Raw genomic sequence first — 23,635 nt, forward strand, 5'->3', positions numbered from 1 at the left:
CGGCCCCAGCAGCAGCTCGACGGCCTCGTCGGCGCCTGCAAAACCGCCCTCGCCACCGCCACCCTCCCGGCCACCGGAGGCCTCCGACCCCAGGTCATGGTCACCGTCAGCTACCAGGACCTCCTCACCCAACTCGAGACCACCGCCGCCACCGGCCCCCGATACCCCCGCACCACCCCAACAACACCCACAGCAACCGCCCGGACCGCACCCGGCCAGCCCCACCACCACGACACCGCGCACGGCGCAGCCCCGAGTGCAGCTCCGGGTGCAGCTTCGGGTGCGGCCACCACGGACCAGCCCACATCCCCCGGCGCCGGAGAGTTCCCGGGCACCACCAGTGATCCGGACACGGCCACTGGCATGCACCAGCTGCCACTCCGGCTGCCACTCCCAGGAACAGAACTAAGCGCACGACCAGGCACGGCGACCGGGACAGGATCCTTCACCTTCACCGGGCCCGTCACGCCCGCGACCATCCGCAAAATAGCCTGCGACGCGGACATCATCCCGGTCCTGCTCGGCAGCGAAGGCCGCATCCTCGACATCGGCCGCACCACCCGCATCTTCCCGCCCCACATCCGCAAAGCCATCACCGCCCGCGACCAAGGCTGCGCCTTCCCCAACTGCACCATCCCCGCCCCCTGGTGCGAAGCCCATCACACCACCTACTGGTCACACGGAGGACCCACCAGCACCGACAACGGCACACTCCTGTGCTCCCATCACCACCACCTCATCCACAAAGAACAATGGACCATCCACATGCGATCCGGCATCCCCTGGTTCATCCCGCCACCCCACATCGACCCCCACCAAAAACCCCGCCGCAACCACCACCACCGCACATAAACAGGCCGGCACATCGACCCGCCCGCTAGCTGTAATGACCTGAGAGGTTGGTGACGCGGCTGGCCGACGCTCCGGGGACAATCCGGCCCGCTCCAGCACGATCCGGGCTATGGCACGCTACAGGCGAGAATCCAGACAGCCACCGTTCCGAACGCAACAGAAAATGCCTCCCACCGAACCACAACGGGTCCGGTGGGAGGCACTTTATGCAGTCCCGCCGTCGAACAGCCAAAAAGCTGAACTGCGGAAATGAGCCTGCCTATGTGAAGCCCTAACTGCTAATGGCTGAGGCCATCTCGTCCACTGCTTTCTTGCCGGCTTCTTCCGTTGAGAGCCTGTTGAACAGCACCTCCGAGGTATAGCGCTTGATGATTTCCTGGATGGCGCCGGCTCCCTTTGGCGGCGAGGCGGGCGTCTCACCCAGCTCGCTCTTGATCTGATCGATGAACTTCACAACCTTGACGTCGGCCGGTGTCAGTTTGGCGGAAATCGCCTCCCGCACCTCCGAGTTGGGGTAGACGCCGCGATCTGCCAGGAGTGCTTCGCCGGCTTTGACGTCGTTGGCCAGGAAGTTGATGAACTTGGCAACTTCCTCCGGGTGCTTGGTCCTGGAGGAAGCCGACCAGAACTGCGAGGCCTTGTACCAGAGGTTAGCGTCTGCGGCGGAACCGGTCTTGGTCGGGAACCTCAGGACCTTAAGCTCAGCGCCTGCCGCCTTTTCGAGCGCAGGAAGCTGGTTCGACCACCAGAAGGCAAGCCCGTTCTTGCCGGTCGCGAGGCCACTCTGATCCAACGGCGCAGCCTCAGCTTCCACAACCTCCGACGCCGACGGTACAGCCTTCTTTTCGCTCATCTGCTTCAGGAAGGCCCACCATTCGGCAATGTCTGCAGGCTCAAAGCCCAGCTTTCCGTCCTCCGTGTAGAGCGACTTGCCATTTTGCCTGAGCCATACCCCCAGGGACGCCTCGTCCGTGCCATACGCTGCCGCACCGTAAGTGCCCTTCGGCGACTTCGCCGTCACCTGCGCAGCGATCCGTTCGAAGTCTTCCCACGTCCAGGTGGCATCGTTGGGCATTTCCACGCCCGCGGCCTTGAACACTGCCGGGTTGGCCAGGATGGTGGCAGCGTTGATGCCGGCAGGAATGCCGGTGAGGCCGTCCTCCCCTTGGCCCGCCTTCAGCGCAGCCTCATCAAGTTTGGACGTGTCGACGTCGTACTTCGAGAGGTCCAGCAACGCTCCACGGCTCGAGTACTCCGTGATGAACTTTTCGTCCATCTGGATGATGTCGGGAGCGTCATTGGCCGCCACCTGGGTGGCCAGCTTGTCCCAGTATCCGCTCCAGTCGCCATACTCGGGCTTGATCTTGATGTTGGGATTCTCTGCCTCGAAGGCGTCGATGGCCTGCTGGGTGACCTGCGCGCGCTTGTCGCTGCCCCACCAGGAGAACCTGAGTTCCACCGTGCCGTCCGCGCTCTGGGACGGGGATCCCCCGCCGCAGGCGCTCAGGGAAAGTACGACGGCGGCTGCCGCGGCGACCGCTCCCATCGTCCGCATCCTGCGCGGCGCCGAATTAGTTGATGCCTTGCGCTGGCCGGGAACGGCGGTTGCGGCTGGCCGGGAGAATAGATGCACAGTTCACTCCGATCTTCATTGATCTTTGAAAGATGAGGAAAACGCTTTCCAACTAAGGTTATAAGTATCTAGCTTGTAATACAAGTACTGATTTCGGGGCCCTGAACGCGGGCCTCTGAATCCAGACGTCCGGTCGGGGGGTTACTTGATGCCGGTAGTGGCGATGCCCTTGATGAGGAACCGCTGGCCAAAGAGGAACACCAGGAAGACCGGCAGCAGGGACACGATGGACATCGCGAACAGCGATCCCCAACTGGTGGCAGACTGCGAATCCACGAAGGCCCGCAGCGCTACCGGGACGGTGAACATGTCCGGGTCGGTCAGGTAGATCAGGGCGCCGAAGAAGTCATTCCACGTCCAGATGAACGTAAAGATCGTGGTGGTCGCGAGTGCCGGAACCATGAGGGGCAGTATCACGCGCAGGAAGATCCGCGGATGGCCGGCGCCGTCGATCCTGGCCGCTTCGTCAAGCTCCTTGGGTATGCCGCGGATGAACTGGACCATGAGGAACACGAAGAACGCATCCGTCGCCAGGAGTTTGGGCACGATGAGCGGCCAGAAGGTGTTCACCCAGCCAATCTGAGAGAACAGGATGTACTGCGGAACAATCACCACGTGGAACGGCAGCATGATGGTGAGCAGCATGATGCCGAAGAAGATCTTCTGCCCCGTGAATTGAAGCCGGGCAAAGGCATAAGCGGCCATGGAACAGGAGATGAGGTTCCCGAAGATCGACCCCAACACCACTACGGCTGAGTTGAGCATGTAGTGGCCAAACGGGTGGGTCAGCGCAGACCAGCCGTCCGAGTAGTTAGCCATTTCGATGCTGTTGAGCCACAGACCGGGCTCGCGGAAGATGAGTTCATTGGCGCGGAGCGAGGAAACGACCATCCACAGCAGCGGATAGATCATCACACCCCCGGTCACGATCAGGATCGCGTGCTTGATGAGCGCCTTGGTCCGCGCGCTCCGGCTAAAGGCCAGGCTGCCGCGGGATTCGCGGGGCTTGCGGGGATTCGTTGGCTTGCCGGCCGCGGGTTTGTTGCCCGCGGCGGGAAGCGTCTCCAGCTTAGTCGTCATAGAAAACCCAATACTTTGCAGCGATGAAGTTGATGGCAGTGAACGCACCGATGATGACCAGCAGGAACCAGGCCATGGCCGAGGCGTATCCCATATCAAACTGGCCGAAGCCCTTTTGGTAGAGGTAGAGAGTGAAGAACATGGTGGAATCTGACGGACCGCCATTGCCGCCCGAGACGATAAACGCTTGGGTGAACGACTGGAATGATCCGATGATCTGCAGCACCAGGTTGAAGAAGATGATGGGGCTGAGCAGCGGCAGGGTGATGCGCCAGAATTTCTGGAGCTTGGTGGCACCGTCAACCTCGGCCGCTTCGTAGTACATGTTGGGGATCTGGCGCAGGCCGGCCAGGAAGATGATCATCGGGGCGCCGAACGTCCAGACATGCAGCAGGATGATGGAGCCCAGTGCGGTGCTCGGATCGGAGATCCAGCCTGGTCCTTGAATGCCCACAACCGCCAGAATCTGGTTGACCAGGCCCGTCGTGCCGAAGATCTGCTTCCACAGGATGGCAATGGCCACCGACCCGCCCAGCAGCGACGGCAGGTAAAAGATGGACCGGTAAAACGGAAGGGCGCGGAGGCCCTTGTCCAGCACCAGCGCGATCAGCAGCGCGACTGCCAGTTGCAGCGGCACGCCGACCAGCACGTAGGTGAACGTCACGCCGAGGGAGTTGTGCAGCCTGGCATCGCTGAACATCCGCACAAAGTTGTCCAGGCCCACCCACTCCGGAGCTTGAATCAAGTTGTAGTCAGTGAACGACAGGTACAGGGACATCAGCATGGGCCCGACCGTGATGGCCACCAGCCCCACAAGCCACGGCATCAGGAAGATATAGGCGGCCTTGTTGTCCCGCGCGTTGGCCTTCTTCTCCTCGGCGGTGACCGGACCCTTGCGGCGGGAGAGGGACGTGAGCTCGTTGATGGCACTCACCGCGCGCACCTCGCTCGCTTGGGCTTGGGTATGTGTTGAGCGGCCATATGGTCTCCTTTGGTCATCGTGGCCATCCACGTGCAGGCAATTCGTCCGGAACGGTTTTGGCTAAGCCTGTACCCCGGCGCCATCCCGGCTCCGGTGCAGTCCGAAATCGTGCCTGGCGGCACTTCCGGTGAAGCGGTTCCGTACCAAGGTAAACGCTTTCCAAAGCGATGTACAGGGTTTTTCGGTATTTTGGGATAACGCTTTCCATGAGACACTGCTACTTCATTGCCGCCCCGAAGGCGCTGGCCAAACCGGCGTCGGGCCCTCAGTGAAAGTGATGCGAGAAAACGCTTTCTCAGATACGGTGTAACTGCCCGAGGCTTCCTTGTCGTCAGCACTTCTTCCTCATAAGGATCACTCCGCATGTCGCAACCTTCCGCTTATGCTTCCTCTGTCGCTCCGAGCCCTTCCGCGCAGGCACCAAGCACCGTGCCACGCATTGCCCTCGTCGGAGTGCACGGTTTTGGTGAACGCCACCTCGCCAACTTGGCACGGCTGCAGGCCACCGGCGCCCTCGATCTCGTGGCCATCGCAGATCCGCACCCGCCAAGGGACGGGACGTTGGGCAACTCGGTCGCCGTCTTCGAAACCCTGGACGACCTCCTTGCGGCGGGCACTGCCCCGGACGTTGTCATTCTGGCCACCCCGATCCAGACCCACGTCCCGCTCGCCAAGGCCGCCCTCTCCGCCGGCGCGGACGTCTATGTTGAGAAGCCTCCCGCAGCATCCCTGTCGCAGTTCCAAGAGCTCCTGGCGGCGGCCAAATCGGCTGGCCGGCTCGTGCAGGTGGGATTCCAGAGTTTGGGATCCGCGGGGCTGCCCGCCGTGGGAGAGGTCATCGCGAACGGGGAAATCGGCGACGTCCTCGGTTTGAGCGCCACCGGGACCTGGCTCAGGACACGAGCCTATTTCCAGCGCTCGCGCTGGGCGGGCAAGCGCAGTCTCGACGGAACCGACGTCGTGGATGGCGTGGCCACCAACGCCTTGGCGCACGCGGTCGTCACGGGGCTCAGCATAGCCGGTGCGCATACGTTGGAGGACGTGGCAGGCGTGGACACAGATCTGTACCACGCCCACCCCACCGAGAGCGACGACACGTCGGTGATCCGGGTCCGCACGGCGGGCGGCCGGGTTCTGACCTGCGCCCTGACCCTCTGCGCCGCCGAACAGACCCTGCCCTCGGTCACCGTGTTCGGCACGGCAGGCAAGGCGGAGTTCTTCTACACGGCAGATGAGCTGGTGGTCACGACGGCGGACGGCGAGCGCCGCGAGGTGTTCGGCCGCACGGATCTGCTGGAAAACCTGCTGGACGCACGCTCGTCGGGCGCGGAATTGCTCAGTCCCCTGGCCGGGTCCGGGGCCTTCACGGCCGTCTTGGAGGCAATCCGCACCGCCCCGGCACCGCGTCAGATCGACGCCCGCTACATCACGTGGGAAGGCAGCGGGGACGACGCCCATCCCGTGGTGCACGGAATTGCTGAACTCATCTCACGGGCAGCCCTTGCACAGGCGACGTTCTCCGAACTCGCCGCTCCATGGGCCCGTCCGCTGGAGCCGGCCGCCACTTTCACCGTGGCGGGACGTGACGTGGCGAGCTACCAGGACGGCAGCCACATCCGGCCCAGCTCCTCCCCACGCCCCTACCTGCACCCGGTACGGACCCTGGCCGGCACCGTGGTCACCGACCATCAGCCCGCCGACCATGTGTGGCACCTCGGGGTCGGCGTGGCACTGCAGGATGTCAACGGCATCAACTTCTGGGGCGGACGGACGTACACCCGCGACGCCGGCGAGTACGTCTGGCGGCCGGATCACGGCGCGGTTGTGCGCACGTCAGCCCCCACGGCTTCCGCCGACGGGCCCGGCCCTGGTGGAGACGGCGCTGGTGGAGGCGGTACCTTCTCCGAGAACCTGTCCTGGAACGGGCCCGACGGCGCTGCGCTGCTGCGGGAGCAGCGCAACTGGACGTGGGCCGCCGTCGACCCCCAGACCTGGCGCCTGACACTCGATTTCACCCTGGCGCCGGCCGGCGCTGGTCCGGTCAGCCTCGGCAGTCCCGGTTCCAATGGTCGGGCGCAGGGCGGCTATGGAGGGTTCTTTTGGCGCCTGCCGGCGTGCGACGGCGCCCGGGTTTGGTCGCCGGCGGGGTCCGGGGAGCCCGCGCTGCACGGCTCGGTGAGCCGATGGCTCGCGTGGAGCGGGACCTTTGACGGAGAGCCCGCCACGCTTGTCTTCACCGCGCCGGAGGATTGCGGCGACCCGTGGTTCGTCCGCGTGGCCGGCTACCCCGGTGTTGGACAGTCACTTGCCTGGGATGAGCCCGTGGTCCTGCATGCCGGCGAATCCGTGCACCGGAGCATCACGGTGCTGGTGTCCGATGCCCGCCTTGGCACCGCCGACATTGACTCGCTCATCGCCGCATTGGAACGCCGCTCGTGAACACCGGCTCCATCGACATCGCAAGGACCCCGTGGCCTGAGGCAACACCAGCGCGCACTGCGCCGGGTGTGCCGGCGGACCGGGCAGTAAAGCGGCGCCGGGTGCTGGACATCCTCGACGCCGCCGGCCGAGACTCGCTCCTCCTGACCAGCCACACTGCGCTCACTTGGTACCTGGACGGCAGCCGGGTCCACATCAGCCTGGCAGGCGATCCGGTGGCCGCGGTGCTGGTTGGCCGCGACGGCGATCACCTGGTGACTTTCAATAACGAGACAGGCAGGATTGCCGCCGAAGAACTGCCGGAGGGCGTGTCGCTGCACGAGGTCCCCTGGTACGGACAGCTGCATGATGCCGCCGCCGGGCTGGGCAGGGACCTTACGGGCGACGTGCCCCTCGACGAAGCGGCGGTCACCGCCGAGTTGCGGGCCGCCCGGCAGCCGCTGCTGCCCGGAGAAAGTGCCCGCTATGCCCGGCTCAGCGGGGACCTTGCCCGCGCCATGACGGATGTCCTGTCCGCCGCGCGGCCGGAGGACACCGAGCTCGCGCTGGCCGCCGCTCTCGCCTCGCATCTGGTGGCGGCGGGCGCCGAGCCCCTGGTCCTACTGTGCAGCGGCAGTTCACGCAGCGGCTTCCGGCACCCCCTGGCCACGCACACACCCATTGGCCGCAGGGCAATGCTCGTGGCCTGCGCCAGACGCGACGGCCTGGTGGCCAACGCGACGCGTTGGGTCCGTTTCGATGCCGCCACGCCGGCGGAACATGATGCCGAATCCAGGATCGCGGCGGTCGAGGCGGACATCTTCGACGCCACTGTCCCGGGAACCCTTCTGGCCGCGATCCTCGCTGAAATTAAGGCCGCCTACGCCCGGCATGGCTTCGGCCAGGGGCAGTGGGAACTGCATCACCAGGGCGGACCGGCCGGGTATGCCGGGCGCGATCCACGTGTCACGCCGTCCGCGGAGGACGCCGTCGTGGTGAACCAACCGTTCACGTGGAATCCGTCGGGGCCAGGGGTGAAAATCGAGGACACCGTGCAGCTGACCGGCAGCGGGATAAGGGTCCTGACGGCGGACCCCCGATGGCCGTGCGCTCCGGTGAACGGCATCGAGAGGCCGCTCACCCTGCAGCTGTAGGCAAAGTTTTTTCGCGCGCGGTGCACGCTGAAGCACAACATTTCTAATGTGACTTGATAAATGCCCGTGTAGTCGTCAACTGCCCGTGAGCTGTCGCCGGAATCCCTCCACCGCTGCCCTCCGCCCGGATTCTCGCGGCAGGCCGGGCATCTGACATTCCGGCGAGCCTCCGGGAGCTTTGCCAGGACTGTCACGGAACGCCTGAAGCACCAAAAAATAAGGGCTGTGTTAAGCGGATTTTACGGCTGCCGTCGGGTGTTGTTTCTCACGGCTGATGTCCTTGCGGCTGTACTGGCGGCGTCAATAGCGTGGACAAGGACCCGCCAAACGAGCCAAGGACAAAAATGCCCTCACCAGCCGCAACGGATCCAATCTCTCCTCCCCCTACAGCAAATCGGATGCCTTTCCGGACTGCCCTGACATCCGGACTTCGCTGGGATTTGCCGGCCTCCCTTGTCGTGTTTCTCGTGGCGGTGCCGCTCTCGCTGGGGATTGCGGCGGCCTCCGGGGCACCCGTTATGGCAGGCCTTATCGCAGCCGCCGTCGGCGGCATCGTAGCCGGCACCTTGGGCGGCTCTCCGCTGCAGGTCAGCGGCCCTGCCGCAGGACTGACCGTCATCGTTGCCGGACTCATCGAGCAGTTCGGCTGGCCGGCGACCTGCGCCATCACGGCCGCGGCCGGTGTCCTCCAGACTCTGCTGGGCTTTGCACGGGTGGGCCGTGTGGCGCTCGCCATCGCCCCCGTGGTGGTCCATGCCATGCTTGCCGGCATCGGCATCATCATCGTCCTGCAACAGACCCATGTGATGCTCGGCGCCGAGGCCGGCGAATCAGCCTGGCAGAACGTCAAGGCCCTGCCTGCCACCATCACGTCGCTGGATCACCAGGCAGCGGTTCTGGGCGTCTTGGTGATCCTCACGCTGCTCGGCTGGAAGTACATGCCGGCGGCCGTCCGCCGCATCCCTGCTCCGTTGGCGGCCGTGGTCGCCGCCACTGCGCTGTCGCTGCCGTTCAAGTCCGACGTCGACCGGATCACCTTCGACGGGTCCCTCCTGAACGCGATTTCCCTGCCGCAGTTGCCGGAGGGGCATTGGAGCGCCGTTGCCATCGGCGTCATAACCATCGCGCTGGTGGCGAGCGTTGAATCCCTGCTCTCCGCCGTCGCCGTAGACAGGATGCACCACGGCGAAAGGACGGACTTCAACCGGGAACTCCTGGGCCAGGGAGCCGCCAACGTGACCTCCGGCATGCTGGGCGGACTTCCCGTCACCGGCGTGATCGTGCGCAGCGCAACCAATCTGGAAGCAGGGGCGCGGACGCGAAAATCAGCCATTCTGCACGGCATCTGGGTGCTGGTCTTCTCGCTTCTCCTGGCAGCCGTGATCGAGCTTGTTCCCGTTGCCGTGCTGGCGGGACTGCTGATCATCATCGGCGTCCGGCTCGTGAAGGTGGCCGACTTCCACACCGCCCGCGTTACCGGGGATCTGGCGGTATACGCGGTCACGCTGCTGACCGTGGTGTTTGTGAACCTCCTGGCAGGAGTGCTCACGGGCCTGGCCCTGGCCGTGGCGCTGGTCCTGTGGCGCGTAGTCCGCGCCGGTATCCATGCGGAACCCCTCGGCGACCCGGACGAGCAGCGCTGGAGGGTGGTCGTCGACGGATCCTGCAGCTTCCTTTCGCTCCCCCGCCTCAGCCACGTCCTCGCCTCCGTTCCGACCGGCTCGCACGTCACTGTCGAGCTTGAGGTGGACTTTCTGGATCACCCTGTTCACGACACGCTGGACGCATGGCGCAGCCGGCACATCGGCAACGGCGGCACCGTGGTGATCGAAGAAAGCGGCACCGCCACCCTCCACGGTGCCAAGGCAGGGCCGCCGGCGCGCGGCAGCTCGCGCTCCGCACTCCGGGGCGGCTTTGCTCCGTGGCGCAGCTGGCAGCGGCATCACCGGGCTGAGGCGGACGCCGGGACGGGCGCCGGGGCCAGCGGTCCGGCTCCCCTGCAGACGGTGCTCGCGGGCGTGGACAACTACCACCGCCGGCACGCGCACCTGCTCCGTCCCCATGTGCAGGAACTGTCCGCCGCCCAGAACCCGGACACCCTGTTCCTCACCTGCGCAGATTCACGGCTGGTCCCGAACCTGATCACCAGCAGCGGCCCGGGCGACCTGTTCACCGTCCGGAACGTGGGCAACGTCGTGGGGAACGGCCGGCTCGACCCCTCGGTCGAAGCAGCCCTGGACTTCGCTCTCAACAAGCTGTCCATCAGGTCCGTGGTTGTCTGCGGCCACTCCGGCTGCGGCGCCATGACTGCCCTGACCGCAGAGCCGGCCGAGGGCTCGGTCCAGGAGGCCGCTGCCGGGCGCAGTTCGGTCGATGCCTGGCTGGACCATGCCCGGCCCAGCCTGGCCGCCTTCCGCTCGGGGCATCCCGTGCAGGCCGCAGCAGCAGCCGAAGGATACGGGGAAGTGGACCAGCTGGCGATGGTCAATGTCGCGGTCCAACTGGAGCGGCTGCAGCGACACCCCGGGGTCCGGGAGGCACTCCGCTCCCGCGGGCTGCACGTGACCGGCCTGTTCTACGACATTGCCACGGCCCAGGTCCTGCAGGTCACTCCAGAGGGCATCAGCCACCTGGATCCGCTGCCGCGTGCCGCGGTGGACGCCCGCCCTGTCGCCGCTCCTGTGTAGGCGCCGGTTCCGCTTGGTGGGGGCCCCGGGTTACCGGGGTCCCCACCGGCGTTTACTCCCTGAAGCTGAAGCCCATGCCGGGGAGGCCGGACGAGGTGAGGCGGCTGTCCGCTATCCGGACCGGTGAGGGTCCGTCGAGGACGCCGAGTTGGCCGAAGCCCGCGTCCTCGACGTCCTCCACCAGGGTCGGCTCGGCCAGCGTCAGGGCCAGTTGTCCGGACAGCTCGGGAAGCAGGTGCGGCAGGACCCTGATGCTGTGGGTCCGGGCGAGTTCCACGATGCGCCGGAACGGCGTTATCCCGCCCACCCGGACGATGTTGGGCTGGATGATGTCCACAGCGCCGGCATCGATGAAGTCCCGGAACCGGTAAATGGTGTGAAGGTTTTCGCCGAGGGCGATGGGCACGGGCGAGTGCTTCCGCAGCCGCCGGTACGCCCACAGGTCGTCCGCGCACAGGGGTTCCTCCAGCCATTCCAGGCCAAACTCCCCCAGCACATCCAGGGCCCGGAACGTCGCGGGCAGGTCCCAGCGCTGGTTGGCGTCGATCATCAGCTTCCGGTCCGGGCCCAGAGCTGAGCGCACCGCGGCCAACCGCTCCGCGTCCTCCCGGATGTCCGGCTTGCCAACCTTCACTTTCACGGCCCGGTGGCCGGCGGCCACCCAGCGCTCCACCTGCCCCACGAGTTCTTCCAGGGAGTAATGCAGGTTGACACCGGAACCGTACACCTCCACCGACTCCTGGCGCTGCCCCAGGAGGGCGGTCACTGACGCCCCGGCGCGGCGGGCGCGCAGATCCCACAGCGCCAGGTCGACGCCGGCCATGGCGATGGTGGTCAGGCCTCCGCCGCCGGCCTCGTGCAGCCGCTTCCACAGCAAGTCCCACACCGTCTCCGGGGTTGCCTCCAGCCCGGTGACGAAGGGGGCGATATCGCAATCCAGCAAGGCCTTCACAGCCTGCGGGCCAATGGTGGGCGTCCACGAAAAGCCGCGCCCGGCGCCGCCATCGTCCGTTTGGATTTCGGTGGCGATCACGTGGTTTTCGGTGGCATCCAGGCCCCAGCTCCGCCGTAGCGGAACGGTGAGGAGGCGCGTTCGAAGGCCCGTGATCCGGGGAACTGCCCCGCCGGGAGCAGAACTCACCGCTGGTGCAGGACTCACGGCGGGTGCAGGGCTAGCGCCCGCCACTAGCAGACCGCCAGCTCGTGGCCCTTGGCCAGGATCGCCTTCAGCTCAACGAGCTGTTCCCCGTTGGGGTCCACAAGCGGCGGGCGGACGGACCCTACGGGCAGACCGGACAGCCGGAGGCCGGCTTTGATCAGGGAGACGCCGAAGCCGGGGGTCTGGTCGCGAAGCCTGACGAGCGGAGCGAAGAAGCCCTCAAGCAGGGCATCACGGCGTTCCTCGTCCCCGTCCATGTAGGCGTTGTAGTAGGCAGTGGCAATTTCGGGGGCCATCGCGAAAGCCGCCGACGAGTAGAGCGGGATGCCGAGGCCACAGTAGGCGCCCTGACTGAGCTCGGCCGTGAGCAGGCCGTTGAAGAGCAGGAAGTCGGTCCGCCCGCTGGCCTTGACCGCGGTCACGATCTCCTGGGCGAGGCCCACATCCCCTACGCCGTCCTTGAAGCCGATGACCTTGGGGTTGGCTGCCAGCTGGCCGATGGCCTGGGCCGTGAACGTCGCGTTGCCGCGATGGTACACGATCACGGGCAGGCTGCTGGCGTCGGCCACGGCCTCGATGTAGGCGACCAGACCGTCCACCGGACCGCTGACCAGGTAAGGCGGCAGGACCAGCAGGGCGTCCGCTCCTGCTTCCTCGGCAGCCCGCGCGGCGGCCATGGCGTGCCCGAGCGGTCCGCCCGCCCCGGCAACCACGGGCACTCGTACAGCGGCGGTGGCGACCGCCTCGACGGTGGCCGCCACAACGGTGCGGACCTCGTCAATGCCCAGCGCGTGGAACTCGCCGGTCCCGCAGGCCGCGAAAACGCCGCCCGGCCCGAAGGGCAGCCGGGAGCTGATGTGCTCCTTGAGGACGCCGACGTCCACGGTGCCGTCGGGCGCGAACGGGGTGACGGGGAAGAAAAGTACTCCGACGAACTTCATGGCGTCTCCTTGGGTCCGGTTCCTGCCGCGGCGAACACCGCGGGGGCCTCGTCGTTGAGGCGTGAGGGGGCTGGATTTCTTAATTCGGTCCGCCAGGTCCGCGTTGGCTCCCAGCCGAGCAGCTTCCGGGCCTTGTCGACGGAAAAGCTGGGACTGGTGCCTGTCAGGGCCGCAGCCAGGCGGGCGCTGCCGGGCAGGAATCGCGGGATCAATTCCGCCAGCGGTTCGGCCGCGAGGGCGTCCGCCGCGCCCACAAAAAACGTCTGGCCGTTGGGAATGGCGTCCATTTTCTGCAGGAGCAGCTCCAGGAAATCCGCCACATCGCGGGCGTCGACGTAGTTGAACAATGCCGGGGCTGCCAGGGCGGGATCGGCGAGCCGCTCCGCAAGGGTGTGTCCCTGCTGCGTCGGGGCGCCCTCCCACTCCTCCGGTGAGATGACGAAGCAGGGGCGGAAGGCGGCGTAGCGGATCCGGTCCCCCTGGGCCGCCGCAAACATCTGCATCGTCTGTTCGGCGATCAGCTTGGACAGCGCGTACGCGTTCCAGGGCTTCGGAGTGGTTTCCTCGTCCAGCGGGAAGGCATCCGGCAGCCAGCCGGCGGGTGATCCGTAGCCCAGCACTGTGGGGCTGCTCGCGGTGACGATTTTCGGCACCCCGGCCTCGGTGGCGGCACTCAAGACCGCGAAGGCGAGCCGGGTGTTGGTGCTGAAAATGACGTCCTCGGGTGCGCTAAAAGGTACGGCGATCGCTGCCAGGTGGATGACGGCGTCGGGAGTTTCATCCCGCATGAGGCGCAGAGCCTCCCCGGGCGCCAGAAGGTCCGCGGTGTGCTGCACGGCGCCGGCGGGCAGCTGGGCTGCCGGAACCGCATCGCGGTCAACGGAGATGACATGGTGGCCCGCCCGCGCGAGCCCATCCACCACGCTGCGGCCCAGTCTGCCGGAGCCGCCGGTCACTAAAATCCTGCTCATGGCTTCCTTATGGGTGTCGTCGGCTGGTTCAGCGGCCGCGGCGGAGGTCGGCGCCGAGGTTGAGGTCCTCAATGCGCACGGGGAGGGACGTGGCGAGGGATTCGTTGCCGGCAATGCCCACGGATACGGAGCGGAGACCGTCCAGATAGCCGGACGGCCGGCCCAGCGGGTCTTCGCCGGGACCATTGAAAAGGTCTGAGAGGAGCAGGAGGTCGCCGCCGCCGTGGCCGCCTTCGCCGTTGATGATCCGCACTTCGTAGGCGGATTCCCAGTGGCGCTGCACCACGAGGCGCTCGCCGTTGCGGCGGACCGCATCGTCTTCCTCGACCGGCGTGGCGCTCGGATCCACCACCACCTTCTTATCGGTACTGCGCCGCACCGCGGCGCGCTCCACCACCTCCAGCTCGGCGCGGCCTTCGGTGCCGTTGACGGCCACCCGGTATCCCTCCCAGGGACTGTGCGCGTTGAGCGAGTAGCTCAGGGTGGGTCCGCCGTCGTAGTCCACCACCACGGCGAGGTTGTCCTCTATGGTGATGCCGGCGGTGAAGACGTCCTGATCACGGCGGTAGCCGTCATAGTGCTCGTTCTCGTAGTAGAGAGCCCGCAGTTTTTCGTCATCTCGAAGGTCCAGCACGAACGGGTCGCTGGCGCCCGCTGCGGCCTCTCCCCCCGTGTCCTTTCCCGTTCCGGGGTCGGGGGTTCCGCGCTCCGGCCGGGACCCCAGTCCGCGCTCGGCTGCATTCCTGTCACCGTAGAACTTCAGGCCGCCTGAGGCGAAGACGCGCACCGGCACATCGTCGATCCACCAGTTCACGAGGTCGAAGTGGTGCGAGGCCTTGTGGATCAGGAGACCGCCGGAGTTGGCCTTCTCCCGGTGCCAGCGCCGGAAATAATCGGCGCCGTGGACTGTGTCCAGCATCCAGGAAAAGTCGACCGAGGTGACCTTGCCGAGTACTCCGCTCTGGATGATTTCCTTCAGGGCACTGTTCCGCGGTGAGTAGCGGTAATTGAAGGTGACCACCACGTTCCGTCCCGTTTTCGCGACCGCCTCGGTGATGCGCCGGCAGCCTTCGGCGTCGATGGTGAGCGGCTTCTCGACGACGACGTCCGCCCCGGCTTCCAGCGCGGTGACGATGAAGTCGGCGTGCGTGTAGTCAGGGGTGGTGATGATGACGCGGTCGATCCCGCTCTCCGCGATGAACTCCGCCAGCCTGTGCGGCTCGAATGTGGCGAGCGGAGCGGCCTTTCCGCCCGACAGTTCGCCGGCGAGGTCCTGGTAGTACTGCACGCGGCCCGGATTGAGGTCGCTGAGGGCGGCAAGTTCGGCCACGCCGGCGTGCTGGCCCACGATGGCCCTCACGTACATCTCCGAGCGCGATCCGGTGCCGACCAGCGCGAAGCGGACTCGCGCCCGTTGCTCCCCGGCGGCGTTTCCGGTCCCTCCGGCCCGTGCAGGCACTGCACTGGCTGTATCGACGTTGACCATGGATTGCCCCTTTCGAAGGCAGCGGTGCCAACCCGTTGACGGGCTGGCAAATTGTGGGAAGAATCAGGCTGAGAAAGCGTTTTCTCAAAGCGTTATATGCTTTGTATCAAGTCATCAGCAGGTACGTCAACCAATATCCGCAGCCCTGGTGGAAAGTGTTGTTGCCGGACTGGGAAGGGGCCACATGGGCCGGAAATCAACCACGCGCCGGATCGGCATTGCCGACGTCGCCCTCAAGGCAGGGGTGTCGCACGCGACGGTTTCGCGCGTCATGAACGGAAACTTCACCGTGGATCCGGCCATCGCCGAGCGCGTTAGGGCGGCGGCCGCTGAGCTCAACTACCAGCCCAACCCTGTCGGCCGCAGCCTCGCGCTTGGCAAGACTGACACCATCGGCATCGTGGTGCCCGATCTCGCCAACCCCACTTTCCAGGCGATCCTGAGGGGACTGAGCATGGCCGCCGCGCAGGACGGATACCGCGTGCTGATCGCCGATTCCTCCGAAGTCTCCAGCGAGGAGGCCATTCTGGCGGGAGAAGCACGACGGCGGTGCGACGGCCTGGTGCTTTGCGCGCCGCGCATGGGGGACGCCGAACTGGAGGAGCTGGCTCCGTCGCTGCACCCGATGGTGCTGATCAACCGAAGCACTACTGAAATCAGGGTTCCCAGCCTGATGGTGGACTACGGCCAGGGCATCCAGGAGCTGGCCGAGCACCTCGTGGAACTCGGTCACAGCCGCATTGTTTTCTTGGCCGGACCGGAACGAAGCGCCTCCAATGCGCTCCGCCTGCAGGGGCTGGAGAAGTTCAAGGCCGGCCACCCCGACGTCGAACTCCAGCTGATCGACGGCGGCTCCAATTTCGACACCGGGCACGACGCGGTGGACGCCGTGCTCGCCAGCGGGGGCACCGGCATCCTGGCCTTCAACGACCTCGTGGCCATGGGCCTGCTCAGCGGACTGCATGAGCGCGGGGTCCGGGTGCCGGAGGATATTTCAGTCACCGGCTTCGACGACATTCCCTTCGCCCGGTACACCACCCCGCCACTGACCACGGCGGCAGTGCCCATTACGGAGCTCGGCGGGCAGGCGTGGCACAGCCTGCGCGCACTGATCCGGAACGAGGGCGCCCCGAACGCCGTAAATACCTTCCGGCCGCAGGTTGAAGTGCGCGGAAGCACGGGGCCGGCCAAAAACCGGTAGCTATTCCGCCTTAGTTTCCGGCGGTGCCAGCAGCACCTCGACCAGCTCCTTGAGGCCTGCGGCGATGTCCACGTCCTTGTCGTACAGCCATTGCAGCTGGAGTCCGTCGAAAGCTGCGATCACAAGTCGCGCCAGCGACTCCGCAGTGGCATCCGCCCGGACTTCGTTCGCACTCTGACGCCGCCGAATGTCCTGCCCCAGCTCCTTGACGAGTTCGGAGTACCGGCTCTTGAAGTAGGAGTGCGAAGCATGTCCGGGGTCGTTGGCTGTTGCCGACGCCACCGCGTACAGCGTGGTGAGCCCGGGCTCCTGCATGTTGCGTTCAGCCACGGGGACCACCCCTGGGAGGCCAGCGTCGGCCACTCCCCGCAGCTCCATGCTCCGGCGGTCCCGCTCCGTCAGGACAGCCGTCAGCAGCTCCTGCTTGCCGCTGAAGTAATGAAACAAGGTGGCTTCCTTGACGCCGACCATCTCCGCCACGCGTTTTAGGGCTGTCCCCTCGAAGCCCTCAGTGGCGAACACATCAGTAGCCGTCTGGACGATCTGCTCACGGCGTTCGGCGCCCTTGGCATAGCGTCCGCGAGGCTTCACAGTAGACATTCCGCCAGTGTATTTCACGTTCCGCCATGGCGATCCACGCTCCGCGACATGACAGCCGGGTCCCGCGGGTCACGACTGTCATGCCCGAGGCCGGCTTCACTGTAGTAGCCCTCGATGTGGGCCGCGACCAGCCTGGCGGCGCGGCTGCCATCGTCTTTCCGGATGGCTTCCAGAATCTCCCGGTGCTCCGAGCGCAGCCGCGCGGCGGTGGCATCCCAGTCCGATAGGTTGGCCGTCATTTTTTCGGCGTAGCCCTGGATGGCCTCGCGCAGGGATCCCATCATCGCGCTGACCACCGCGTTCCCGGCGGCATCTGCCAGGGCTAGGTGGAACTGCACGTCCAAAGCCAGGAAATCGTCAGTCCCCCGATCGGCGTCCATGTCGTCCAGCAGCTCTGCGGCACGGGCGAGTTCGGGGGCGTCCGGTTTTGCCCGGGCCGCGGCCCAGGATTCCAGCAGCACCCGCGTTTCCACAATGTCCGCCACCGGCAGGTGCTGGGTGGCCACGTGCAGCCGCAGGGCTGAGCCAAGGGCAGCCGTCGGATCGGAAATCACCACCGTCCCGGAGTCGGGGCCTGACCCCACGCCGGCACGCACGATGCCCATGGCCTCCAGGATGCGGATGGCTTCGCGGACCGAGGTGCGGGAGACGGTGAGCTGCTCCGCCAGGCTGCGCTCGGCAGGCAGCCGGCCGCCCACCGCTAGCGTGCCCTCTGAAAGCTGGTCCTCGATCCACCGGAGGACAAGTTGGTGCGTACGCATGGGTCCATCCTAGTTGATGTGGTTGGACCACATGCACTACAGTGTGGTCCAACCACAGATTTCGTCCTCGGAGGCAGCAATGACGCAGACAGTTGAATCGAACAACCCCGAAGCCCCCACCACACCCAGGGATACGGCGCCGCCGAACCCGGCGCCGGGCACGTCCATCCCCTCCCGCATCCCTGCCGCCCTGAAGCGCCGCATCCCCAAGTATTCGGACCTGGCTCCGCTGATGCAGTTCAAGAAGCCGGAGTTCAGCCGCGCCGCCAGGCTGCAGCGGGCCAGCACGATCTGGGACCTGCGGGACATGGCGAAGCGCCGCACCCCGCAGGCACCGTTCGACTACACCGACGGCGCTGCTGAAGCGGAGATCACCCTGCGCCGTGCCCGCCAGGCATTCCTCGACATCGAATTCCGGCCAGGCATCCTCCGTAACGTCTCCAGCATCGACCTGGGCACCGACATTCTGGGCAAGCCGTCCCGGCTGCCCGTGGGCATCGCGCCCACCGGCTTCACCCGCATGATGCAGTCCGAAGGAGAATACGCCGGGTCCCAGGCCGCCGAGGCCGCGGGCATCCCCTACACGCTCTCCACCATGGGCACGGCATCCATCGAGGACGTTGCCGAGGCCGCACCCAACGGACGCAACTGGTTCCAGCTGTATCTCTGGACGGACCGTGACCGCTCGCTCGAACTGATCGAGCGTGCCGCCAAGGCAGGAAACGACACGCTCATGGTAACGGTGGACACGGCGGTGGCCGGCGCGCGCCTCCGGGACGTGCGCAACGGCATGACCATCCCGCCGGCACTGACCCTGAAGACGGTGCTGGACGCGTCCTACCGGCCGGCCTGGTGGTTCAACTTCCTCACCCACGAGCCGCTGACGTTCGCCTCACTCTCGCGCTACACCGGCACCGTGGCGGATCTCATCAACTCCATGTTCGACCCCACCCTGACCTTCGAGGACCTGGACTGGCTGCGCGAAACATGGAAGGGCAAGCTCGTGGTCAAGGGCATCCAGACCGTGGACGATGCCCGCAAGGTGGTGGACCATGGCGCCGACGGCGTAATCCTCTCCAACCACGGCGGCCGCCAACTGGACCGCGCGCCCATCCCCTTCCACCTGCTGCCGGACGTCAAGGAAGCCTTCACCAAGGACAACTCCGACGCCGCGATCATCCTGGACACCGGCATCATGAGCGGCGCGGATATCATTGCCGCGCTGGCGCTGGGCGCCGACTTCACGCTGATTGGCCGCGCGTACCTGTACGGGCTGATGGCAGGCGGCAGGGCCGGCGTGGACCGCGCCCTCCAGATCCTCGAAAAGGACATGGCCCGCACCATGGCGCTCCTGGGCGTCAGCAGGCTCTCCGAGCTGACGCCGGACCACGTGCGGATCCTCGGAAAATAGGTCGTCCGCAGGAACTGCGGCCGGGCTACTTCTTGCGGCCGAATTTCGGCAGGTTGGCCAGCAGGTCCGCCGCCTTCTTCGCGCCGCGGCCCACCGTGCGTCCGATTTGCTGCGGAACAGTATCGTCCTGGATGCCGCCTCCGGGAATCACGACGGCGGGGCTCAGCTGCCCGCCCGCGGGGCGCCCGGACTCGCCCGCTGCCGGCGCAGCAGCGCTGCCGGCAGCGGCAAAAGCCTCGGGTACCTCTGCATCGAGGGCCCCCGTCGCTGCGCCGTTGAGGGCTGCATCCTTGAGAACGGTGCCTTTGGGAACCGAACCCGACCCTTGCGCCCGGCCGTCAGCACGCTGCTGGTCCCCGGCAGCGTCCGCGTGAGCCATCGCTGCCGGGGACCCGGCTGCGGCAGCCGCCGGGCCGACGTCGAACGTCTCCAGCCAGCTGGCGACGCCTGCCAGAGGCTTGGGGTTCAACGCGTAATAGCGTTTCTGGCCTTGGGCCCGCATGCTGACGAGGTCGGCCTCGCGGAGCACCTTCAGGTGCTTGGAGATGGTGGGCTGGCTGGCAGCGAGCTCCTCGACCAGCTCCCCCACCGCTTTGTCCCCCTTGCGGAGGGAAACGAGAATGTCACGCCGCGTTGCCTCAGCAATGACGGCAAATACGTCGTCTGTCACCATGGGACCAACCCTAGCGACATATACGCCGAATGGCATCTACTATTTCGCTGCCGCGACGCCCTCGCCGCCGGAACCCAGCGACGGACAGGGTCAGTCGAACCAGGGGTCCAGTCCGTGCAGGGGGAAAACTTCTTTCCGGGTGGCCATCACGGTGCGGTCGACGTCGTCATTGGGGTCGAAGCCGACTTCCCAGGACCGCCACCAGACGTCGGCATCGTCGCCCATGATCGCGGGTGCGGCCAGGCCGTAGTGCTCATGCACGTAGGTTCGCCACTCTTCAGGCACGGGAGTGCGCAGCGGCACGGGCCGGCCTGCCGCGATGCCGATCAGATGGCTCCAGACCCTCGGCACGACTCCCGTGATGTGGTAACCGCCGCCGCCTGTGGCAATCCACCGGTTATCGCAGTGGCGGGCCGCAAGATTTTCGACGGCGGTGGCGGCCTCACGCTGGCCGTCCACGCTGACATTGAGGTGCGTCAGCGGGTCCAGACGGTGCGAATCACAGCCGTGCTGGCTCACGATCACCTCCGGTTCGAAGGCCCCGACAAGCTGCGGCACCACCGCGTGGAAAGCGCGCAGCCAGCCGGCGTCCCCGGTTCCCACCGGCAGGGCCACGTTGACGGCGCTGCCCAAGGCTTCCGGGCCACCGATCTCGTTGGCGAAACCGGTGCCCGGGAACAGGGCCAGGCCGGTCTCGTGCAGGGAGATGGTCAGCACCCGGGGGTCGTCCCAGAAGATGCTCTGGGTCCCGTCCCCGTGATGGGCGTCGACGTCGATGTAGGCGACGCGCTGCACGCCCCCGTCAAGCAGCGTCTGGATGGCCAGGGCGGCGTCGTTGTAGATGCAGAAGCCGCTGGCACGGTCGCGGGCGGCATGGTGCAGGCCGCCACCGAAGTTCACGGCACGCACCGCCGAACCGTCCAAAATGGCGTGCGCAGCAAGCAGGGATCCGCCGGCGATGCGGGCGGCGGCCTCATGCATGCCGGCGAAAGCCGGATCGTCCTCTGTTCCGAGCCCGTGCGCCTCGTCAGCGGTGGTCGGGTTTTCACTGATCCGGCGGACGGCGGCCACGAACTCGGGGCTGTGGACGGTGGTCAGTTGCCCGTCGTCGGCCACCGCCGGCGCAGCCAGCCGGACGTGCCCGAGGTCCAGCAGCCCCAGGCTCCGGGCCAGGCGTGCGGTGAGGTCAAGCCGCTCCGGTGCCATCGGGTGGCCCGGGCCGAAGTTGTACGCCGTCATGGCAGCGTCCCACACCACCGTCGTTGGCAGTGCGGGAAGGCTGAGTCCGCGCAGGAAAGTCATCAAGGACAGGCTACCTGAGCATGGTCTCCCCGGCCTGCGTTGCGCGACTGCCCGGTCATGCGGCGGACTTTAGTGGTTTACTACTGAAGGAAGCAGATACAACCAAGGAACAGCCACCCATGACGCAAAGCCAGTCGAGGTCCAAGAACCCGACGAGCTGGCAGCCGAACGTGCCCGAGCGTGAAGGCCTTTGGATTTTCACGCGGCTCCGGGACTTCATCGACGATATCGCCAACACGTCACCGGCCCGTCTGGCCCTCAGTGCGTTCGTCGTGGTGATCGTCGTCTTCACGGGGCTGCTGTCCCTGCCGGCGTCTTCCGCTACAGGTACCTTCACGCCATTGCACCAGTCCCTGTTCACGGCGGTCTCGGCAGTGTGCGTCACCGGCCTGACGGTGGTGTCCACCGCAGTCCACTGGTCGTTCTTCGGCCAGCTGATCATTCTTATCGGCATTTTCGTGGGCGGCCTCGGCACGCTGACCCTGGCCTCGCTGCTGGCCCTGATGGTGAGCAAGAAGCTGGGTGTGCGCGGCAAGCTCATCGCCCAGGAAGCCATGAACAACGCCGGGCGACTCGGCGAAGTGGGTACCCTGCTGCGGATCGTCATCACCACCTCCGTGATCATCGAGGGCGTACTGGCCCTCGCGCTGATCCCCAGATTCCTTACCCTCGGTGAACCCTTCTGGCAGTCGGTGTGGCACGGCATTTTCTACTCCATCTCGTCCTTTAACAATGCTGGCTTCACCCCGCATTCGGACGGCATCGTGCCCTACGAAACAGACCTGTGGATCCTCGTTCCGCTGATGCTCGGCGTGTTCCTGGGCAGCCTCGGCTTTCCTGTAGTCATGGTCCTGCAGCAGAACGGCCTGAATTGGCACAAGTGGAACCTCCACACCAAGCTGACCATCCAGGTGTCGTTCATCCTGCTGGCGGCCGGGACGGTGCTTTGGGGGCTTATGGAGTGGGACAACCCCCGGACCCTTGGCGGCATGGACTTAGGTGACAAGTTCACCCATGCACTGTTCGCCTCGGTCATGACACGCTCCGGCGGCTTCAACCTGGTGGACCAGAACCAGATGGAATCCACCACCATGCTGCTCACGGACGCGCTGATGTTCGCCGGCGGCGGCTCCGCCTCGACGGCCGGCGGCATCAAGGTGACCACCATTGCCGTGATGTTCCTGGCCATCTTTGCCGAAGCCCGCGGTGACGCGGATGTCAAGGTCTACGGCAGGACCATCCCCGAGGGCACCATGCGCGTGGCCATCTCCGTCATCGTCGCCGGCGCGACGCTCGTTTCCGTCTCTGCCTTCATACTGCTGCACATCAGCGGGGCATCGCTGGACCGCGTGCTGTTCGAAACGATTTCCGCCTTCGCCACCGTGGGCCTCAGTACGAACCTCAGCGCCGAGTTGCCGCCGTCGGGCGTCTATGTGCTTTCCGCGCTGATGTTCGCCGGCCGCGTCGGCACAGTCACGCTTGCCGCTGCCCTGGCCCTGCGCCAGCGAAGCCAGTTGTACCACTACCCGGAAGAGAGGCCGATCATTGGCTAATACGTCTGGGGCCGTCAACCGCCCCGCCCATAATGCTCCCGTCCTGGTGATCGGGCTGGGGCGCTTCGGCTCCTCCACCGCCGAACAGCTCGTCAAACAGGGCCGCGAGGTGCTGGCGATCGAGCGCGACCGGAGCCTCGTCCAAAAGTGGGCTCCGGTGCTCACGCACGTGGTGGAGGCCGACGCAACAAATATCGACGCACTCCGCCAGCTGGGTGCGCAGGAGTTCAGCTCCGCCGTCGTGGGTGTTGGCACGTCCATTGAATCGTCGGTGCTGATCACCGTGAACCTGGTGGACCTGGGCATCGAACACTTGTGGGTCAAAGCCATCACGCCGTCGCACGGCAAGATCCTCACGCGGATCGGCGCCAACCACGTCATCTATCCAGAGGCTGACGCCGGCGTCCGCGCCGCGCACCTGGTGTCCGGCCGCATGCTGGACTTCATCGAGTTCGACGACGACTTTGCCATCGTCAAGATGTACCCGCCGCGTGAAACCGTGGGGTTCACGCTGGACGAATCCAAGGTGCGCTCCAAGTACGGCGTGACGATCGTGGGCGTAAAGTCCCCGGGCGAGGACTTCACCTATGCCCGGCCGGAGACCAAGGTGTCCTCCCGCGACATGCTGATCGTGTCAGGGCACGTGGACCTGCTCGAACGTTTCGCCGCCCGGCCTTAACGGGCGGGTGGGTGGTGCCACGCCCGCAGGGTCCCCTGACCGAGCTTGCGAGGTAAGGGAGCGGGTGGGTGGGTGGGTGGGTGGGGACTAGC

General features: G+C 66.1%; 19 protein-coding genes. 8 read left to right on the top strand and 11 right to left on the bottom strand.

Features of this window, described 5'->3' with window-relative positions:
* A partial coding sequence (locus tag AC3A3W_RS04510) for an HNH endonuclease signature motif containing protein (RefSeq protein WP_487440671.1) occupies nt 1-852 on the top strand: 852 nt, incomplete at its 5' end.
* Nucleotides 853-1,123: 271 nt separating this feature from the next.
* Here the strand turns inward: AC3A3W_RS04510 and AC3A3W_RS04515 are convergent.
* From AC3A3W_RS04515 to AC3A3W_RS04525, 3 genes are all read right to left on the bottom strand, one after another.
* Nucleotides 1,124-2,407, bottom strand: a complete 1,284-nt coding sequence (locus AC3A3W_RS04515) for an ABC transporter substrate-binding protein (protein ID WP_487440672.1) — start codon at nt 2,405-2,407, stop codon at nt 1,124-1,126.
* Nucleotides 2,408-2,626: 219 nt separating this feature from the next.
* Nucleotides 2,627-3,565, bottom strand: coding sequence for a carbohydrate ABC transporter permease (locus AC3A3W_RS04520; RefSeq protein ID WP_487440674.1), 939 nt, complete (start codon nt 3,563-3,565; stop codon nt 2,627-2,629).
* Nucleotides 3,555-4,499: a carbohydrate ABC transporter permease gene (locus AC3A3W_RS04525; protein WP_487440676.1), complete on the bottom strand. Its 945-nt coding sequence runs from the start codon at nt 4,497-4,499 to the stop codon at nt 3,555-3,557. Before AC3A3W_RS04525 ends, AC3A3W_RS04520 begins: the two co-directional genes overlap by 11 nt.
* Nucleotides 4,500-4,910: 411 nt before the next feature.
* Between AC3A3W_RS04525 and AC3A3W_RS04530 the strand changes: the two genes are divergently transcribed.
* From AC3A3W_RS04530 to AC3A3W_RS04540, 3 genes are all read left to right on the top strand, one after another.
* The gene (locus tag AC3A3W_RS04530) at nt 4,911-6,986 is read left to right on the top strand and encodes a DUF6807 family protein (RefSeq protein WP_487440678.1); all 2,076 of its coding nucleotides are present in this window, start codon (nt 4,911-4,913) and stop codon (nt 6,984-6,986) included.
* A 17-nt stretch (nt 6,987-7,003) separates the two neighbouring features.
* On the top strand, nt 7,004-8,119 hold the full coding sequence (locus AC3A3W_RS04535; protein ID WP_487440696.1) for a M24 family metallopeptidase: 1,116 nt from the start codon (nt 7,004-7,006) through the stop codon (nt 8,117-8,119).
* 398 nt (nt 8,120-8,517) lie between these two features.
* Nucleotides 8,518-10,806 carry a SulP family inorganic anion transporter gene (locus AC3A3W_RS04540; protein WP_487440679.1) on the top strand — a complete coding sequence of 763 codons (2,289 nt, stop codon included), beginning with the start codon at nt 8,518-8,520 and terminating at the stop codon, nt 10,804-10,806.
* Nucleotides 10,807-10,858: 52 nt separating this feature from the next.
* Here the strand turns inward: AC3A3W_RS04540 and AC3A3W_RS04545 are convergent, their stop codons facing one another.
* Genes AC3A3W_RS04545 through AC3A3W_RS04560 form a run of 4 tightly spaced genes read right to left on the bottom strand, consistent with a single transcriptional unit; the run spans nt 10,859 to nt 15,363 of the window.
* Nucleotides 10,859-11,947 (bottom strand): mandelate racemase/muconate lactonizing enzyme family protein, encoded by a 1,089-nt coding sequence (locus AC3A3W_RS04545; protein ID WP_487440681.1) that lies wholly within the window; start codon nt 11,945-11,947, stop codon nt 10,859-10,861.
* Nucleotides 11,948-11,991: 44 nt separating this feature from the next.
* On the bottom strand, nt 11,992-12,906 hold the full coding sequence (locus AC3A3W_RS04550; RefSeq protein WP_487440682.1) for a 5-dehydro-4-deoxyglucarate dehydratase: 915 nt from the start codon (nt 12,904-12,906) through the stop codon (nt 11,992-11,994).
* The gene (locus AC3A3W_RS04555) at nt 12,903-13,877 is read right to left on the bottom strand and encodes an NAD-dependent epimerase/dehydratase family protein (RefSeq protein WP_487440683.1); all 975 of its coding nucleotides are present in this window, start codon (nt 13,875-13,877) and stop codon (nt 12,903-12,905) included. The genes AC3A3W_RS04550 and AC3A3W_RS04555 overlap by 4 nt, the downstream gene beginning before the upstream one ends.
* A 28-nt stretch (nt 13,878-13,905) precedes the next feature.
* Nucleotides 13,906-15,363 carry a Gfo/Idh/MocA family protein gene (locus AC3A3W_RS04560; RefSeq protein ID WP_487440684.1) on the bottom strand — a complete coding sequence of 486 codons (1,458 nt, stop codon included), beginning with the start codon at nt 15,361-15,363 and terminating at the stop codon, nt 13,906-13,908.
* Between the two features lie 184 nt (nt 15,364-15,547).
* Between AC3A3W_RS04560 and AC3A3W_RS04565 the strand changes: the two genes are divergently transcribed.
* Complete coding sequence (locus AC3A3W_RS04565; RefSeq protein ID WP_487440685.1) at nt 15,548-16,564, top strand: LacI family DNA-binding transcriptional regulator; 1,017 nt, start codon at nt 15,548-15,550, stop codon at nt 16,562-16,564.
* Here the strand turns inward: AC3A3W_RS04565 and AC3A3W_RS04570 are convergent, their stop codons facing one another.
* Together AC3A3W_RS04570 and AC3A3W_RS04575 are read right to left on the bottom strand one after the other, a co-directional pair.
* Nucleotides 16,565-17,164 carry a TetR/AcrR family transcriptional regulator gene (locus tag AC3A3W_RS04570; RefSeq protein WP_487440687.1) on the bottom strand — a complete coding sequence of 200 codons (600 nt, stop codon included), beginning with the start codon at nt 17,162-17,164 and terminating at the stop codon, nt 16,565-16,567. It abuts the gene before it with no gap.
* A gap of 14 nt (nt 17,165-17,178) precedes the next feature.
* Nucleotides 17,179-17,925: a FadR/GntR family transcriptional regulator gene (locus tag AC3A3W_RS04575; RefSeq protein WP_487440689.1), complete on the bottom strand. Its 747-nt coding sequence runs from the start codon at nt 17,923-17,925 to the stop codon at nt 17,179-17,181.
* Between the two features lie 79 nt (nt 17,926-18,004).
* Here AC3A3W_RS04575 and AC3A3W_RS04580 point away from each other — a divergent pair, with 79 nt between their 5' ends.
* On the top strand, nt 18,005-19,336 hold the full coding sequence (locus AC3A3W_RS04580; RefSeq protein ID WP_487440691.1) for an alpha-hydroxy acid oxidase: 1,332 nt from the start codon (nt 18,005-18,007) through the stop codon (nt 19,334-19,336).
* Nucleotides 19,337-19,361: 25 nt separating this feature from the next.
* On the opposite strand, the gene AC3A3W_RS04585 is transcribed toward AC3A3W_RS04580, so the two are convergent.
* Nucleotides 19,362-20,009 (bottom strand): ArsR/SmtB family transcription factor, encoded by a 648-nt coding sequence (locus tag AC3A3W_RS04585; RefSeq protein WP_487440692.1) that lies wholly within the window; start codon nt 20,007-20,009, stop codon nt 19,362-19,364.
* Between the two features lie 90 nt (nt 20,010-20,099).
* Nucleotides 20,100-21,311 carry an acetoin utilization protein AcuC gene (locus AC3A3W_RS04590; protein WP_487440693.1) on the bottom strand — a complete coding sequence of 404 codons (1,212 nt, stop codon included), beginning with the start codon at nt 21,309-21,311 and terminating at the stop codon, nt 20,100-20,102.
* A gap of 119 nt (nt 21,312-21,430) precedes the next feature.
* On the opposite strand from AC3A3W_RS04590, the gene AC3A3W_RS04595 reads away from it, so the two are divergent.
* Together AC3A3W_RS04595 and AC3A3W_RS04600 are read left to right on the top strand one after the other, a co-directional pair.
* Nucleotides 21,431-22,864 (top strand): TrkH family potassium uptake protein, encoded by a 1,434-nt coding sequence (locus tag AC3A3W_RS04595; RefSeq protein ID WP_487440695.1) that lies wholly within the window; start codon nt 21,431-21,433, stop codon nt 22,862-22,864.
* On the top strand, nt 22,857-23,543 hold the full coding sequence (locus AC3A3W_RS04600) for a potassium channel family protein (protein WP_205652385.1): 687 nt from the start codon (nt 22,857-22,859) through the stop codon (nt 23,541-23,543). The genes AC3A3W_RS04595 and AC3A3W_RS04600 overlap by 8 nt, the downstream gene beginning before the upstream one ends.
* Nucleotides 23,544-23,635: the final 92 nt, after the last annotated feature.

Source organism: Arthrobacter sp. Soil_N43 (assembly GCF_057655195.1).